The organism is Desulfobacter vibrioformis DSM 8776, assembly GCF_000745975.1.
Classification (GTDB): Bacteria; Desulfobacterota; Desulfobacteria; order Desulfobacterales; family Desulfobacteraceae; genus Desulfobacter; species Desulfobacter vibrioformis.
The window spans coordinates 1-15,567 of the sequence record NZ_JQKJ01000036.1; the positions used below are offsets into that span (position 1 = coordinate 1).

Below are 15,567 nucleotides of genomic sequence, written 5' to 3' on the forward strand. Positions count from 1 at the left end.
TCCCAAATCCCGGCAGGCGGCTGGCACTAATTTTAGCGCTTTGGGGGATTTCCGGTGGAGTATGGTCGAAATTAGCCCAAAAGATAGCTGTTCTGCTCTTTTTCAGCTGTTCAAGATCCGATTTTATATCTTTCTCTTTCAAGGATTGTTTCCGACCCCAACCGCCGTCCCCCCAGCCGGGAGCGCCCACAACATGTTGTGGGCGCTCCCGGCTGGGGCCATATTTCAGGCTCTTGATCATCTTTACATCTTTCGCTATACATTGCTTGGCAAAAAGCAACCTCCTATCCCTATCCCTTATACATTGCTTGGCAAAAAGCAACCTCCTATCCCTTTGTCTGCTCTCTAAAAACTATTTTTAGCATTGTTTTGATTAATACAAATGATGTCAATATGTTAATCCACAAATCATCTTATTGGAAAAATCACAAATAATTTTAAAAAAACAGAATGCTAATCAGATACTAATCTGTGTCCTTTAGGATCTGGTGATATGAAAAATAACCACAATTCTTAAAAAAGGACCATAGCAATGCTTACCATAAACAATCTCCAAATGATATATGCCGGTGGGGTTACCGCACTCAAGAAAACCTCCCTGGAATTTGAAAAAGGGTGTTTCACCGTGCTGCTTGGTACCTCCGGTGCGGGAAAATCTACTCTACTGCGCTGTCTCAACTTTCTTAATATCCCCACCAAAGGTGAGGTGGGGGCGGAGGGGCTCGGCCCTTTGAAGAACACCCACCGATGTTTACGCGAACACCGAAAGACAACAGCAATGATTTTTCAACAGCACCAACTGATTGAACGACACACAGCCCTGGCGAATGTGCTTATGGCATTTCTCGGCAAATACAGCACCATAGGTTCGCTATTTCCACAACATCGTGCAGACAAGGTATTTGCTCTTGAATGTCTTGACCGGGTTGGGCTGCTTGATAAGGCTCTTACTCGAGTAGATAATTTGAGTGGCGGCCAGCAGCAACGCGTTGGCATTGCCCGGGCATTGGCGCAAAAACCTAAACTTATTCTAGCCGATGAGCCTGTGGCAAGTCTCGATCCAGAGACCTCAAAACGGGTGCTTACCATTCTCCACCGTATTGCCAGGGAAGACCATATCTCTGCAATCATCTCTCTCCATCAGGTTGAGTTGGCACGTCAGTTCGCTGACCGAGTGATTGGACTTTCTGGCGGTGAGGTTGTCTTTGACGGCAAGGTCGGAGATTTAACAGACAAAGCATTACGGCTGATTTACAAATCCCAGCCACGTCCCTTAATTGAGAACACAACTGTAAAAAACACAACTGCTCATCCTGCTTTTGCTGAAACTGCTGCCTCAACCTGAGAGCACGGTTTTATTAATTACTAAACTTTAGGAGTGATACCATGAAACAAATTTGGCTGTTAACGACAGCGCTGCTGATGACCCTGTTTTTGAATACGCAACTCTTTGCAAAACCTTCTACAAATCCCGATACCCTTCGGGTGGCGCTTCTGCCCGATGAAAATGCCGCAACAGTAATAAAGGACAACAAGCCGTTGAAAGCATATCTGGAAAAAACATTGAAAAAGGAAATTGAGCTTATTGTTACCACGGATTACTCCTCCATGATTGAAGCCATGCGCCATGGACGGTTGGAGCTTGCATATTTCGGCCCTCTTTCATATGTAATGGCTGCCCAGAAAAGCAATATTGAAGCGTTTGCCGCACGCGAGAATAAAGGTGAGAAAACTTATCAGGCCGTGGTCATCGGTAATAGCCAAAACGGTATCAAAAGCTTCGCAGACATCAAGGGTAAAAATATGGCCTTTGGCGATCCTGCCTCGACATCCAGTCATCTGATTCCGAAATCCATGCTCAAAAAGGTCGGCCTTGCGCATGATAAGGATTATCAGGAACATTTTCTTGGCGCACACGACGCCGTAGCTGTCTCTGTCCAATCCGGCAGAGCAGATGCCGGCGGACTTAGCAGGCCGATTTTTGAGTCGCTGGTCAAAAAAGGCATAATTGATTCCAAAAAGGTCGCCGTCCTTGGTTATTCAGATCCTTTTCCCCAATATCCATGGGCCATTCGCTCAGACCTTGATGCCGGACTTAAAGCTGACATCAAGAATGCTTTTTATAATCTGAAAAGCGACGATATCCTCAAGCCTTTCAAGGCAACTGGTTTTGCGATTATGGAAGATAAAGACTACGACGTGGTTCGTGATCTTGCAAAAATTCTTAATCTTGACCTTGCCAAGATGTAGGAGAGTTCGCTGTTATGTATAAAACTGAATTCTCAAATATTCTTATACAAGAAAAAAAGGGACTCTTTTTAAATATTATCCAGGTTGCGATAATCGTGCTGGTTATCGCGGCCGGGTTTTACTATACCGGACTCCTCGATATCCCCCGTCTTCAGGAAGGTATTCCAAGCATAATCAGCCTTACCTGGGAGAGTCTTCCCCCTGATTTTTCCAGTTGGCAGACATGGCTAAAACCCATATTAGACACCATTGCTATGAGCATTGCCGGCACTTCCCTGGCCATAGGAATATCACTCCCTCTCGCTCTTTTGGCAGCCAGCAATACAACTCCGCATCCCGTAGTTTATCAGTCTGCAAGAGCAATATTAAATTGCTTCAGGTCGGTACCGGAGCTGATAATGGGCATAATATTTGTTGCCGCTGTCGGATTTGGTGCTCTTCCTGGGGTACTTGCGCTCGGTCTGCATTCTGTCGGTATGGTGGGCAAATTTTTTGCCGAGGCTATCGAGCACGTCCCGGATGGACCCCTAGAAGCGGCTCGATCAACGGGAGCCACACCACTACAGGTGATATTTCATGGGGTTCTGCCCCAGGTTCTGCCGCAGCTTGCCGATGTCTCTGTCTATCGTTGGGAGTATAATTTCAGAGCATCCACGGTGATGGGCATGGTGGGAGCCGGCGGCATTGGTTTTGAGCTCATGGCCTCTCTTCGCCTCATGCAGTATCAGCAGGTATCTGCCATACTTCTTGCCATTCTCGGCATGGTCACGGTGGTGGATTATTTTGGAGCAACCTTACGTAAAAAATTCAAATAGGAAGAGTATATGCGCAAGCCTAAAATCCTCATAACCCACTGGGTGCATGAAGAAATCATTGAATATCTGTCAGAATATGGAGAGGTGGTTACCAATCAAACCAGACAGAGCATGAAAAAAGGCCGGCTGTGGGCTGAGATAGAGAATGCTGTAGCAATTATGGCCTTTATGCCGGATAGTATTGATAAAGAATTCCTTTCACATTGTAATAAACTGAAAATTGTGGGGGCGGCACTGAAAGGCTACGATAATTTCGATGTGGATGCCTGTACCACAAAGGGTGTCTGGTTCAGTATTGTCCCTAACCACTTAACGACTCCAACAGCAGAACTGGCCGTCGGACACTTGATTGCCATTGGTCGAAATATGCAGGCTGGAGATCGGCTCATTCGAAACGGCCACTTTCCAGGGTGGCGACCAGTGCTCTATGGTCGTGGTTTGGCTGGTTCAACCATCGGCATATTGGGAATGGGTGAGGTTGGCCGGGCAATTGCCAAATTGCTTATGTCTTTTTCCTGCTCATGCCTTTATTACGACACCTGTAAACTAGAAAAGAGCAGAGAACAAGAGCTCAACGCCTATTCTTCATCTCTTGAAGATATCTATCGGAAAAGTGATTTTATCGTGGTTGCCCTGCCTTTGAACCCAGATACCATTCATGTAATAGATATACAGGCCCTGGATAAGTGCAAAAAAGGAGTATATATAGTCAATGTTGGCCGGGGTTCTTCTGTTGATGAAAAAGCAGTGGCGCAGGGACTGGAGAAAGGCCAATTGGCAGGTTATGCAGCCGATGTGTTCGAATTTGAAGACTGGGCACGAACAGGCCGCCCCCAAGCCATACCAGCTGAACTAACTGACAGGCTGGATACCACATTTTTGACACCTCATCTCGGCTCAGCCGTCGAAAGTGTCAGAAAAAATATAGCCATGGAGGCCGCAGTTAACATTGTTGAGGCTCTGCAGGGCAAGCGTCCACACGGGGCCATTAACAGTATCTAAGTCTTTCACAAATCACCCTATCTCTTGGACTTAAAAAAGAATATGATTGCTTATTAACAACAAGCCCGATCCCCTGATGGAGACATGCTCTCTTTTACGGTCGGGCCTTCTTCGTCCATACCGAGCGCTTCATAGGTCTCGGGTTGGGAGTTTTGTGGTCAGTGGTGATAGCTCTACGATTTTTAGTTTCGTGGCTCTTTTTGATGGCAATGCCATCCCAACCAGTATAAACTCTTTTTTGCGTCTGATAGTGGCTTGATGGGCTTTACCTACTATGGCCCTCCGGTAAAGAAAATGCCGGTCGATGATCAAGGAAGAAAGGACGGATTAAATTATTATGTACGAAACCCCGCCAGGGTTTTATGGTTTCCCCAATGACACTCTCCATTTCCACCAGCGTTGAAGCCGCCATTGCCCTTTTGCATCGTAATCTGACTCCGGCTGGTGTTCTCGCAGCCTCCGCCTCTCCCCGGGCGGCGAAGCGGAACTATACTCGTATTTTCGGCCGCGACCACGCTATCTGTGCCTTGGGGATGGCTGTGTCCGGCGATGTAAAATTATGCTTGCTGTATCGATCAATAAAATCATTAACACTCAACAACTGCCCAGTATCTAATGGCAAATCCAAATACATTTCAGAAAGAACTGGATAAGAATTCTGAATGCTAAGAGATAAAGAGTCGAGCCCATTAAGACTTAACAGTACTCCTCTCTCTTGGCAAAAATTTCTTAAATGGTTGATTTTATGTGTAGATAACTTTCCTAAGTAACAAATAATAATTTCGCTAATCTGTTTACTTGAAATTCCAGTTTTTGTTTCATCGAAGCATTTGCTTATATCGTCTTCTATTTTTTGGGATAGCCGATCTTGTTGAACAGTATATTCAGAAAAAGCATATTTCCCATTTGGTTGCATGAATAAACAATCTGGAGTGCCTTTGACAACACGATCGGTATTTGTCATCATGCCTATCGCGTTGATGTTTTCATAACCTCTTCGGTGTAGCCAATCATCACATAGCCGTTGGAATTTTCCGCCTTCCAATTCTAATAATTTAGATTTAATTTGATTTTGGATTCCCATAATTCCTTTATAAAAATATAGTTTCTTTTAAGTAAGAAGGCATGGCTTCATTAATTATGCTTTTCCATAAAAACAAATCCTTAGGAGAGCCCCATCCGTCCTCGAAGCACAGCGTTGAGGACGGCTCATATGTGTTATATTAATTTTCTAAATAATCTTTTACGGCACATTTTACTCTGTAGAACTGCTTTGGAATTTTAATATCTGACTCAAAAAACCACTCAACACTTGGGATATCTTGTGATGCTACGTCTGCAAGCACTGTATTTTGATTGTTTCCTAAAAATACAACTGGTATACCACTTTTTAGATTGGCACATTCATGCTTGGTATTGAAATCAAGTTTATGGGCTAAAAGATATGCCTTTTGTGGAATAGCATCATAGCTAAAGTTCTTTGTCGACCATTGCCAGCCATAATATACAATAAATCCAGACAAAATGGCGAAAAATACAGAATTCATTGGTGGCAAATCTATAGGTTCGTCTTTGTCATATAATCGGCTTTTACACCATGATATGACTATGAATAAGTGAACACCGCCAACAAGCGCAAGAAAGAAAATCAATGGGACAAGGTAGTTAAAGACTATCATTGCTGTAGTGAAAGTTAACGTAAACGGGAATGAAGAGGCATCTACACCAAACACGGAATTGATAATTCCAGCAGCTTTACCTGTGCAAAATACAATCAGCAACGAAATAGCTACGGATATAGCGACTTTTGTTAGGGTATACTCCCAAAGCGGTTTAAAGAACGTCAGCCTTTCAATTGAAATGCCTAAATAAATTGTTGCAAGAGAAATCCCCCATAATTTTAGAGCAAATCCATTATTCTGTAACCAACTGAAATCTGGGTTATTTTGCGAGCCGTTTGAGATTAGAATTAAAGAAATAAATGCAAAAATACCGAACAAAAAATTGACATTAGAATTTTCCTGTTTCTTATCAAATTTCTCGATTCTACTTTGATATTGGATAGCATATAAAATATCTTGCAAATAAGACCTTACTGTTTTTTCTTCTTTTTTGTTCATTTTTTACTTTTATCCTTACAACATGCAAATTAACCAACGACAACGCCAAGGCTCACAGGTGCCAACGTAGAAGCGCAGCGTAGAGGTTGGTATCCTTGTGCAACCGCTTAGATATGTTCTTATTTTGATAAAATATTCTGAGTACACTCAGAGAGTTTTTGTGAAGTCTCATGGTAAAAGCCTATGTGCTCACAGTATACTTCCCAAAGAGGTTCTGCTTCTACCTCTTCAAGATTTTTCATTATCATGGCTTTACCTTCAAGTGCAGCGCAACATGATTCAGTTTGGTTTTCCAAATTTCTCCAGTGTTCTACAACAGGCTTTAGGTTCGGAATATAAATATTTACAAGTAACTCCGCTTTCAGTCTCTGCTGGATACTTCTTTTTGTAACTTCCCGTGCATGCTTGAGGAAGTTGTGAAAATCTTCTTCTGTTTTATTTTTATTTGATAGCAAATCATCTAATTTTTCTCTTGTTGAATAAAGCTCTTCCAAAGACACTTGTAGAATTAAAAATATTTCTTCAGCTTTTTTAAGAATCTCTTTAATAAGCTCACTCTTTCTTGAATGTTCTTGTTCCTTCTTAAGTAAATTGAATTTGGCCTCAATTTCTTTTCTGGAACGATTAGATAATAAAATCTGAGTCACGATTACAGCAAACAAAGCAATCAAGGCTGAAGCTATTTGAGCCAATGGGATAAATAATTTTTTTTCAATCAGGATTTCTATCATTTATGCACTCTTCATTTATAACAAGTGATTATGTAGTTTTTTTTCTGTATAACTCCAACAAATAACATGTACAAACTCTGTATCAATAACGAACCGAATTGACAATCATTTTGTGCCGGTGTTATAGAATTTTTCTAGCGGGATAACATTCAATTTGTGGGGTTAAACAGCAAATGGCATTGATTCAGATTAATCCGAATGTGCTGGCCAGTTATAACCGGAAATTGGTTTCCAGAAATATTCCGGGAAATGAGCACAGGCGGAATGAAATAGGATGATTATGCTTCATTGTTGTAATTTCTCTGATAACATGTCAAAAAAACAGCATGAGATATGAAGGCCCCATATATCGTCCCCCCAGTGAGGCGGATTCACTTTTAATTCAAGCCACAGTCGGATGCCCCCACAATAAATGCACTTTTTGTACGATTTATAAAAATGGTCCTCGTTTCAGGATCAGACCGGTTCAAGAAATTATGGAGGATATAGATTCTGCATCCAAGATTTATGGACCTAATTTGAAAACTCTGTTTTTCCCGGCAGGAAATACCATTGCGATGAAAACAGATGACCTAGCTGCGATCTGTATCTATGCTCGCAAAGTTTTTCCTGATTTAGAACGGATAACTGTCTACGGCTCGTCCCAATATATCCATAAAAAAGGACGAAGTGGCCTAAAACAATTGGCAGATGCCGGGTTAAACCGTATCCATGTTGGCCTTGAATCTGGCAATGATGATGTTCTGCGCCATGTGAAAAAAGGAGCAGATGCCAAACATCAGATCGAAGCAGGTCAATGGGTTGTTGCCACTGGATTAGAGTTAAGTCTCTATGTTGTATTGGGATTGGGAGGCGTAGCTTTGACTGGTTCGCATGCAGACGCAACGGCAAATGCGCTCAACCAGATTAATCCTGACTTTATCAGGCTCAGAACTTTTGTACCGAAAATCAACACACCAATCCTGGATGAAATTGAGTCCGGCAAATTTAAAATGCTGGGGCCGCATGGTGTTATAGAAGAAACCGAACGGTTAATCCGGCAGTTAAAAGTGACTTCCTATTTAGCCAGTGATCATTACACAAATTATATTGATGTGCACGGCAGGCTACCTGAATCGCAAAACCAAATTTTGGCGCAGATTAAAGCAGCTTATCAATTGCCTGAATCTCAATTTCGTCCGTTTTTTATTGGAGATCAATAAATTTATAAAGCTTGACTTCCCATATTTTTCTCATATCTTTTCAGGTGAAGCATCGTAATAACTGAAGCCTTTAATAAACCTTTTGAGGAGAATGCCATGAAAGATATTCTAATAAAAACGGTTATGATTCCCTTACGCGACTATGTGACCGTCAAGGAAACTGACACTGTTTATGATGTATTCCAGGTTCTGGAAAAGAACAAATCCGACATCCACCATTCCCACAGGGATGTTATTGTAGTGGACGACAATGGCAGGTTCAGGGGAAAAGTTACCATGCTTGATATTTTCAGAACGCTTGAGCCCAACTATAAAAAACTGTTCAAAAACTATGACGACGGCACACTGACCAAGGATTATGTGATCAATGCGATCCGGGATTTCAACCTCTGGATGGAGCCCATGAAGAACATTTGTGAGCGCGGCGCCAACATCAAGGTTTCCGAAATCATGCACGTACCTGTCGACGTTGAATACCTTCAGGAGAACGATTCCCTGGAAAAAGCGCTGCATGAATATGTTATGGGCGCCCACCAGCCTCTAATCGTAAAAAACGGCGATACAGTCACCGGTGTCCTCAGATTTTGTGATTTGTTTGAGGTGATCAGAGGCCAGATGTTGTCCTGTCCGCGTCCCCAATAATTTGCACGCCGAACTCCCGTAAAAAAGGGTTGATTCTGAAATATTAGAATATTTTCTTCCGAATTTTTCAGGCATTTATTGTTGTCTTGACTTAAATCGAGCCCCCCTGCTATACACAACATGCTTGTGTATAGCAGGGGTTTATCATGGTGATAAATCTTTCACTTCATGAGAAAAAGATTTAAATCAGTTTATATAATCAACCAGGAATTTTGCTATGTCAGTTGAAGAAAATATATGTCCCAAATGTAATTCACCTTATGCCTATCCCGACGGACTCCTGTGGATATGCCCGGAATGTGCCCATGAGTGGGCACCAAATCAGGCGTCTGATGATACCCTCCCGGAAGATGCACCACGATTCCTTGATGCCAATGGTAATCCGTTGCAGGATGGAGACACAGTCACCACCATCAAAGATCTCATGGCCGGGAAGGACACAATCAAATTGGGAACAAAGGTCAAAAACATCAAACTCCTTGACGACCCTGTGAATGGTCACGATATTTCCTGTAAGATTGCAGGGTTCGGCGCCATGTACCTTAAATGTTCCGTTGTTAAGAAGGCTTAAAGTAAAGGAAGGTGAACATGATTAAATTAAAAGACCCGGGCCTGCTTTGCCAGGCCTGTTTTATTCAGGATCAGTGGATTGAAGCAGATTCAAAAAAAAACGTTGCGGTGACCAACCCGGCCACAGGGGAAGTTCTGGGAACCGTGCCCTTTTGCGGTGCCGATGAAACCCGGCGGGCCATTGATGCAGCCAATGGGAGTCTGCCTGCCTGGCGCAGCAAAACCGCAGCCCAGCGGTCTGCCATTTTAAGGCGGTGGCATGACCTGCTCATGGAAAACCAGGAAGACCTGGCCTTGCTCATGACAGCGGAACAGGGCAAGCCCCTGGCCGAATCCCGGGGCGAAATCGCCTACGCAGCCAGCTTTTTTGAATGGTTTGCCGAGGAAGCCAAACGGATTTACGGCGATATCATCCCCCAGACCATTGCGTCCCAGCGCCTGGTGGTGATCAAACAGCCTGTGGGCGTGGTTGCCGCCATCACCCCCTGGAACTTTCCCAGCGCCATGATCACCAGGAAAGCCGGTGCAGCCCTGGCAGCCGGATGCACCATGGTGGTCAAACCCGCCACAGCCACACCCTTTTCCGCGTTGGCCATTGCAAAACTGGCCCAGGAAGCCGGGATGCCCCCGGGCGTCTTTAACGTGGTCACAGGATCTTCGTCAGCCATTGGCGGTGAGCTGACCGCCAACCCCATTGTCCGGAAACTGACCTTTACCGGCTCCACGGAAGTTGGCAAAAAACTGATGCAGGACTGTGCCGGCACCATGAAGCGGGTATCCATGGAACTGGGCGGCAACGCCCCCTTTATTGTATTTGACGATGCAGACCTTGATGCGGCGGTTGAAGGGGCCCTTTCCTGCAAATACCGCAACTCCGGCCAGACCTGTGTCTGTGCCAACCGCCTTTATGTCCAGGCAGGGGTTTATGATCAGTTCTGTGAAAAACTGGCCCGGGCTGTGGCAACCCTTAAAGTGGGCAACGGCATAGAAGAAGGGGTGGTCCAGGGCCCGCTCATTGACATGAAGGCCGTTGAAAGTGTGGAACGTCATATCAATGATGCCCTGGACAAAGGCGCTAAAGTGCTGGCAGGCGGCAAACGCCATGCCCTGGGCGGCACTTTTTTTTCGCCCACGGTCCTGGCAGACGTCACAGACGACATGCTCGTGGCCAAAGAGGAGATTTTCGGTCCCTTTGCCCCGATCTTCAAGTTTGAAAGCGAAGCAGAGGTGGTCCAAAAAGCCAATGATACAGAATACGGCCTGGCTGCCTATTTCTTCACCCGGGACATGGCCCGGACCTGGCGGGTGGGCGAAAAACTGGAATACGGCCTGATCGGCATCAACTCCGGCATCATCTCCAATGCCGTGGCCCCCTTTGGCGGGGTCAAGGAATCGGGCAACGGCCGGGAAGGCTCCAAGTACGGACTGGATGATTACCTGGAGATCAAGTACATGTGCATGGCCGGCATCAGCTGACCTGATCATTCTACAACATTTTTTTAGATGCAAAACCCAGCCCGGCAAGCGATAAACACATATCCCTTGCCGGGCTATTACGTTCAAAATGGGCAATACGCTGTTAAAACGTTGAAAGCAATGGTGTCAGGCGCCAGGTGTCAGGCCGGGGGCATGGGGTTTGCCGGCAACAGAACAGTGAACACAGAACCGCACCCTTTTTCACTTTTTACGGATATGACGCCGCCATGATTGAAAACAATGCCATGAACAATAGCCAGTCCCATGCCCGATCCCTTACCGATCGCCTTGGTGGTAAAAAAGGGATCAAAAATTCTGTCCTGGATGGCCGGATCAATACCTGTGCCTGTGTCTTTAATGGTAAGCCGGACAGCCCCGGCTGCATGGAACGCCTTGGGTTCGGGCATCTTTAAATCATGGATATCCGTCATTTCCAGGCATATGGTCAGGGTTCCTCCGCCGTTCTCCATGGCCTGAACTGCATTGTTGCACAGGTTGATAATGACCTGCTGGATCTGTGCGGGATTGGCATTGATTGGCTGTACGGGCTGATGGTTCTGGCACAGAATTTCAATGGACGAGGGCATGGACACCCTTAAAAGCCGGACCGTATCGGTCACCAGTTTGGAAGGATTTAAGGACTGTTTCCCCTGTTCTGTCTGCCGGCTGAAACTGAGCAGTTGCTGGACAACGTCCTTGGCCCTGAGGCAGGCAGTCTGAATCCCATTGATGCGCGACCGGGCTGAATTATCTTCGGGCAGGTCCAGCAGTGCCAGTTGGGCATTGCCCAGAATGATTCCCAAAATATTGTTAAACTCATGGGCAACGCCGCCTGCCAGGGTGCCGATGGACTCCATTTTTCGGGCCTGGACAAGCTGGCGTTCCAGGGTTTCCTTGTCTTTTTCAGCTTTTTTACGCTCTGTAATGTCGGTTACAGAACCCACTATGGCCACGGTCCTGCCATTTTCCACAACCGGGTTCTCACGGATTTCCACTATAACTTTGCGCCCTTTCATTCCTTTCAGTTCCAGTTCATATGGGGGCTGGCGCTGCCCGGTTCGAATCGCCTTTTCAGTATATTCAACCCCTTTGAGATTGATGGGATTATCCGTGATTAATTCAGTCCATCGCCTCATGGCCTCTTCGGGTTCGCATTGCAGGATCTGTCTGCACCGGGGGCTGATATAGGTGATTTCATGCTCAGGGGTATGGGCGTAATACATGCTGGTGCTGTTTTCCAGAATGTTCCGAAGTTTTTCTTCGCTTTCGCGCAGGGCTTTTTCCGTGGCAATCCTTTCCCGGGTCTTTTTTGTAAGCCTGCGGTTCCGGAACAGGACAATAGAAACAATGCCAAGGAAGAACAAAAGAACCAGAAAGATAGATCGGAATAAATTCTTCGGGCTGACGCCATAGTCGTATTTGACGGACATCCACTGGTTGCGGATATCACTGTTTTGCCGGGGAGAAATGGCGGTAAGTGTTTTGTTTACAATTGTGAGAAGGTTCTGGTTCCCCTTGGGCACGGCCATATACAGCTGATAATTATCATAGGGTGTGGGCGCTGCGATTTTAAGATTTGCCAGCCCGTTTTTATGGATCAGATAGGTGGCTGCCGCCAGGTTCTCTATGACGGCATCTGCCCGTGAAAAGGAGACCTCTTCAAGTCCTTGTAACGGGGATTTCACATAAATGGGTGAAAAGTCAATCCCGTCCCTGGAAAGCCATTCCTGTGTAAGGGTTTTGGGCACCATGGCCAAGGTTTTCCCATGAAGATCTTCAATTCCGCCAATAAAGGGGCTGTTGTCACGGGTAACAATAATCAGGGGAAACGTCAGATAGGGCACAGAAAAATCCAAATAGGTTTCCCGCTCAGCTGTTTTTGCGATGCAGGTGATCAGGTCAATGTCCCCCTGGCGGCTCCTTTCCAGCACCTGGGACCAGGGCGGATCTGCCAGGACACGCAGCTTAAGCCCTGATCGGGCGGCTACCTGGGTGGTGTAATCGGCTGAGATGCCTTTAAATCTGCCGTTTTCATAATAATGGAATGGCGGAAAGGATCGGGGGCCTGCAATGGTGACCACTGGATGTCTGCCAACCCAGGCCTTTTCAGCCGGGGTTAGCTGGATATTCCCTGTATTTGAGGCATGTAAGTAGGCAGCAATCGTAAGCGACAGTCCAATGATGGACACCGTTGCCAGTATGAATCCTGTAAAAAAATGCCCAAAGTCAAGTTTCAAAAAATTATTCATTATAAAAAAAAGGATCTGCAACCGATGCTATTTGCCGATGACATCCTCTGCAATTTTTTGTTTCACTGCCCCTGTTACGGTCTTAAACACATAGTCCCAATCTCCTGGAGAGCGCTGCCTGAATAATCTCATACCCGGATACCAGGGAGAGTTGTCTCTGTTTGTCAGCCATCGCCAGTCCGGAGAAAAAGGCAGCAGCACCCAGGTTTCTTTTCCAAGGGCCCCTGCCAGATGAACGACCGCCGTATCCACTGAAATGATTAAATCCAGGTTGTTGATGATTGCAGCGGTATCGGCAAAGTCAGAAATCCCTTTTCCCAAATCCCGGGTAAAGACGATGTCCGGATCTTTGTCTGTCCATAATTTATGGGCGTCCTTTTGAAGGCTGTACAGGTTAACGCCGTTTATCTCTTTTAGAGGTAAAAACCGGCTTAAACTGACTGACCGCTGCCTGTCTCCCTTATGAGAAGGGTTTCCCGCCCATACCGCCCCGACACGCAATGCTTTTCCTTTTTTTATTCTGCCTTGCCAGATCCTGCTTAACTCTTTGTCAGCAGTCAGATACGGCACCTTTGAAGGAATCGTTTCAAGTGTTGTTTTAAACAGCCTGGGCAGAGACATGATCGGCAGATGATAGTCAAACCGGTCTGAGATTCGGGTATTATTGTCATCCATTTGGATCTGGAGGCGATCGTATCCTTCAAAATTTGCCATCAGCCTTGCCAAAGCCGGTTTGCTCTCCAAAATGACGAGTGCGCCCATGTTCCGGAGCAGGGGCAGATATCTGACAAATTGAATAAAATCGCCAAACCCCTGCTCTCCATAGATGAATATGCTTTTACCGGATAAGGGTTCGCCATTCCAGACCTTTCCATCCAAAAAAGTTCTTCGGGGCGATTTGCTCCACCGCCATTCATATTCAGCCCACCCTTTTTCAAAATCGCCTGTGAGAAGATACAAAAACGCCCTGTTCAATAAAGTTGAGCTATGATCAGGTTCAATGGAAAGGGCATGGTCAAAATCCTTTTCAGCCTCTTCAAACCGCCCGAAGAAACGATGGGACAGTCCGCGGTTGGAAAGGGCGTGGACATTGTCGGGATCCAATGCAATCGCCTGGTTGAAATCTGCAAATCCTTTTTCGATCAGTCCCAGGCTATGGAAACAAATCCCTCTGTTGCAGAACGCCTCGCAAAATTTCGGGTCAAGTTCAATGGCCCGGTCAAAACTTTTAATGGCCTCTTCAAACCGCATCAGTCCGTGCAGGGCCATGCCCCTGTTATGATAGGCGTCCGGGGAATTGGGATGGGATTCAATCGCCTGGTCACAATACGCCAGGGCCTTTTCATACCTTTTGAGTGTATTCAAATTTTTGGCAAGGTTAACCTGAAATTGAACAGACCCGGGCCTCAGTTGAAGGGCCTGCTTAAAGTTGTCTGCGGCCTTTTGAGCCTTGCCAAGCTTATCAAATACCAACCCGCGGATATTATAAATTTCCGGAAGTTTGGGATTAATGGCAATGGCCTTTTCACAGTCCTTTAAAGCGGCATTCATCTTTCCGGCATTCATCAGCGAAAACGCCCTGTTGTTGTATCCATGGGCATTGTCAGGCTCCAGGGCAATGGCCCGGTCAAAACTTTGAACGGCCTGATCAGGATGCCCAAGTGTATCTAATGCGAGCCCGAGATTAAGATGGGCGTTATAAAAATTGGGGTCAATCCCAACGGCCATGGTGTAATCCTGCACCGCCTCTTCAATTCGCCCCATTTCCGCGTAGGCGACCCCGCGGTTATAGAGGCCTTCGGCGAAGTGGGGATTCAACCCAAGCATCCGGTCAAAAGCCGTGATCGCCTCTTCAATCCGCCCCAGGGCCTGGACCGCGGCACCTAACAGATTAAACAGAATAAAAGAATCCGGGAATTTTTTAAGCATCTCTTTGCAGTTTTGTTCGACCTGGGCCATATTTCCGGCCTGATACAGCCTGATCAATCCCTGGATCTGGTCGTTGGGCGGATGCCCTTCCCCGGGGTGTCCAAGGGGCTGCTTTTCATCCTTTTTTGGGGACGGGGCCCTTTCCTGATGGTCTGAATACCGATGCCCCAGATTATATGAAATCTGAACATCATCCGGAATCAGGGATAACGCGCGTTCATAACTGGCACTGGCCTCATCTTTGCGCCCCAGTTTGGTCAATGCCGCCCCCAGGTTGTAATAGGCTGGTGCCAGTTCAGGGGACAGAGAGAGGGCCTGTTTAATCAAGGAAACGGCAAGCTCGGGCTTGTCTGCCTCATTGGCCAGTATGCCAAGAAAATGATAGGCAGACGCGTTGCCAGGGTCCATTTGAATGGCCTGCTTATAATAGCGCCCGGCATTGGGGAAATCCCCTTTTTTATGAAGCTTGAGCCCTTGGGCCACCAGTTGATCCGCAGGGCCCGGGGTGACAACGCTTGCCTTTTCACTATTCGTCTTATTGCTGTTTGAAGTTGTCATACCGTGTCCTTAATATCTGTTCA

Annotated in this window: 13 protein-coding genes; 8 read left to right on the forward strand and 5 right to left on the reverse strand. The window is 46.1% G+C overall.

Annotation, left to right across the window (positions count from 1 at the left end; all coding sequences use genetic code 11):
• The first annotated feature begins 532 nt into the window (after nt 1-532).
• Genes phnC through Q366_RS17015 form a run of 4 tightly spaced genes read left to right on the forward strand, consistent with a single transcriptional unit; the run spans nt 533 to nt 4,067 of the window.
• A complete protein-coding gene (gene phnC, locus Q366_RS17000) occupies nt 533-1,345 on the forward strand; it encodes a phosphonate ABC transporter ATP-binding protein (protein ID WP_035241242.1) in 813 nt (270 codons plus the stop codon).
• Between the two features lie 41 nt (nt 1,346-1,386).
• Nucleotides 1,387-2,250 (forward strand): phosphate/phosphite/phosphonate ABC transporter substrate-binding protein, encoded by an 864-nt coding sequence (phnD, locus tag Q366_RS17005; RefSeq protein ID WP_035241245.1) that lies wholly within the window; start codon nt 1,387-1,389, stop codon nt 2,248-2,250.
• A gap of 14 nt (nt 2,251-2,264) precedes the next feature.
• Nucleotides 2,265-3,065, forward strand: coding sequence for a phosphonate ABC transporter, permease protein PhnE (gene phnE / locus Q366_RS17010; protein WP_035241248.1), 801 nt, complete (start codon nt 2,265-2,267; stop codon nt 3,063-3,065).
• A 9-nt stretch (nt 3,066-3,074) separates the two neighbouring features.
• Entirely contained in the window at nt 3,075-4,067 is a 993-nt protein-coding gene (locus tag Q366_RS17015; protein WP_035241251.1) for a phosphonate dehydrogenase, read from the forward strand.
• Nucleotides 4,068-4,554: 487 nt separating this feature from the next.
• Here the strand turns inward: Q366_RS17015 and Q366_RS17020 are convergent, their stop codons facing one another.
• From Q366_RS17020 to Q366_RS17030, 3 genes are all read right to left on the reverse strand, one after another.
• Entirely contained in the window at nt 4,555-5,151 is a 597-nt protein-coding gene (locus Q366_RS17020; RefSeq protein WP_035241254.1) for a hypothetical protein, read from the reverse strand.
• A gap of 139 nt (nt 5,152-5,290) precedes the next feature.
• Nucleotides 5,291-6,187, reverse strand: a complete 897-nt coding sequence (locus Q366_RS17025) for a hypothetical protein (RefSeq protein WP_035241256.1) — start codon at nt 6,185-6,187, stop codon at nt 5,291-5,293.
• 119 nt (nt 6,188-6,306) lie between these two features.
• Complete coding sequence (locus Q366_RS17030) at nt 6,307-6,918, reverse strand: hypothetical protein (RefSeq protein WP_035241258.1); 612 nt, start codon at nt 6,916-6,918, stop codon at nt 6,307-6,309.
• A 326-nt stretch (nt 6,919-7,244) separates the two neighbouring features.
• Between Q366_RS17030 and Q366_RS17035 the strand changes: the two genes are divergently transcribed.
• From Q366_RS17035 to gabD, 4 genes are all read left to right on the forward strand, one after another.
• Nucleotides 7,245-8,120, forward strand: coding sequence for a radical SAM protein (locus Q366_RS17035; RefSeq protein WP_035241261.1), 876 nt, complete (start codon nt 7,245-7,247; stop codon nt 8,118-8,120).
• A 96-nt stretch (nt 8,121-8,216) separates the two neighbouring features.
• Nucleotides 8,217-8,762, forward strand: coding sequence for a CBS domain-containing protein (locus tag Q366_RS17040; protein ID WP_035241264.1), 546 nt, complete (start codon nt 8,217-8,219; stop codon nt 8,760-8,762).
• Nucleotides 8,763-8,979: 217 nt separating this feature from the next.
• The gene (locus tag Q366_RS17045) at nt 8,980-9,333 is read left to right on the forward strand and encodes a zinc ribbon domain-containing protein YjdM (RefSeq protein ID WP_035241267.1); all 354 of its coding nucleotides are present in this window, start codon (nt 8,980-8,982) and stop codon (nt 9,331-9,333) included.
• Between the two features lie 17 nt (nt 9,334-9,350).
• A complete protein-coding gene (gene gabD, locus Q366_RS17050; protein WP_035241269.1) occupies nt 9,351-10,808 on the forward strand; it encodes an NADP-dependent succinate-semialdehyde dehydrogenase in 1,458 nt (485 codons plus the stop codon).
• Between the two features lie 140 nt (nt 10,809-10,948).
• On the opposite strand, the gene Q366_RS17055 is transcribed toward gabD, so the two are convergent.
• Together Q366_RS17055 and Q366_RS17060 are read right to left on the reverse strand one after the other, a co-directional pair.
• The gene (locus Q366_RS17055; protein WP_245619997.1) at nt 10,949-13,045 is read right to left on the reverse strand and encodes a transporter substrate-binding domain-containing protein; all 2,097 of its coding nucleotides are present in this window, start codon (nt 13,043-13,045) and stop codon (nt 10,949-10,951) included.
• Nucleotides 13,046-13,084: 39 nt separating this feature from the next.
• The gene (locus Q366_RS17060; protein WP_051958121.1) at nt 13,085-15,544 is read right to left on the reverse strand and encodes a tetratricopeptide repeat protein; all 2,460 of its coding nucleotides are present in this window, start codon (nt 15,542-15,544) and stop codon (nt 13,085-13,087) included.
• Between the last annotated feature and the right edge of the window lie 23 nt (nt 15,545-15,567).